The 1,373-nt window shown below is 34.0% G+C and carries 2 protein-coding genes; both read left to right on the top strand.

The features are described from left to right. Positions 1-1,028, top strand: a 1,028-nt coding sequence (locus tag AC1DWB_RS35245) for a hypothetical protein (RefSeq protein WP_477545718.1), incomplete at its 5' end; no start/stop codon positions are given. A 171-nt stretch (positions 1,029-1,199) separates the two neighbouring features. Then, a partial coding sequence (locus AC1DWB_RS35240) for a helix-turn-helix domain-containing protein (RefSeq protein ID WP_477545719.1) occupies positions 1,200-1,373 on the top strand: 174 nt, incomplete at its 3' end.

Raw genomic sequence — 1,373 nt, 5'->3', positions numbered from 1 at the left:
CTACCATACTGGGCATTTTAGGGATAGGCTATTTTAAAGTATTAATATTTACTTTGAAGAATCTTACGGACAAAATATATTTACCCTTTTATATTAGTTACGAACATATTATTAGTGCTTGTATGCTCTCAACTGGATTTTTAATTCTAATTAATGCGGTTTGGTACTGCTACTGCGAATTATTTGCTCTTAATTACACAAATAGAGACGAAAGCAGCGACCATGAAGCTTTACGAATAATATATAGAGCAGACTTTGCATATGGCGCTTTATTTAAACTATCCTCTTTATTTTTTACTCTCTCTTTGCTGATGGTGATACTATTCTCTGCGCTTTTTGAGTTTCTTGTTCTCAATTATTTAGTCATAAGCATAACACTAATTCCAGTATGCATATTTTTAGTTGCTTTAGTATTTAAGAAATTTAGACAAGAGGTACAGAAAGGCCTTAAATTATTAAAAGTTTTTTTTGTTAGTAAATGGGGGAGGTTTTTAGTTTGGGTTATGACAACTTTTATTTTTCTCCTACTTCTATTAACTGCTATGAGCTCCACTCAAAAAACTATGTTCACAGCGGAATTTACAAACGAATCTACGGTACCTATTAAGCTTCATTTTGAAAACTCTATTCCTGAAAAAGTGACATTAAAGTTCTTCTCAGTAGATGAAGGAGGTAATGACCATTTATATAAAGAACTAGAAATACAAAAAGCCCAATTTAGACGTTCGTTTATAGAAGTAACCGAACAACCTGAAACTGCTGGAAAAATGTCATTTACGACAATTCTGAATAACGAAATGAAAAAGGGTTCAAAAGCTTATGTATCTGGCAAAAGTCATTATGATTATAACTACGAAATCAATTCCCGTGACTATTTAATTCAAGGTAAAAACTTTGTTGTTATACAGTTTATTATAGATTCGCCTCAAAACAAAGAATATTTCAAAATTGTTAACCAAATTGATATAGATGACAAGGGTTCATTGTTTATTAACAAGGATGAATTTCAAGAAAAGTTGAAACGATAGTGATAGCATTGACGATTACACAATAAGATGGCCCCTAAAAATGTCTTTTCTCATTAAGGAGGAAAACTCCCAGGTTCTTACTGAGATGGCCTGCGGAAAGAAAAAGAAAGAGGAGCTTCACCTTGTGTGCACATAAAAAATTAAAGGGGGGGAGGGTACCCCTCTTAGAGTATATCCGATCGATCCTATATTTCAATGATCGAGGTTGGCAGGAATGAGCCTTCCGTCACGAAAATATTTGACCTCTGCAAAAGGCTGAAAATCAAGCCGTCCGACTTTTTCAAGCTAGTAGAGGGTGAAAATACGAGAAAGCTCGGAAGAATGGCTGAGAAGGCAAATAAGAGC

This window comes from Paenibacillus sp. P4_E11, assembly GCF_056401635.1.
Note: the sequence above shows the minus strand (reverse complement) of the source record. Positions and strands in the feature narration are given on the sequence as shown.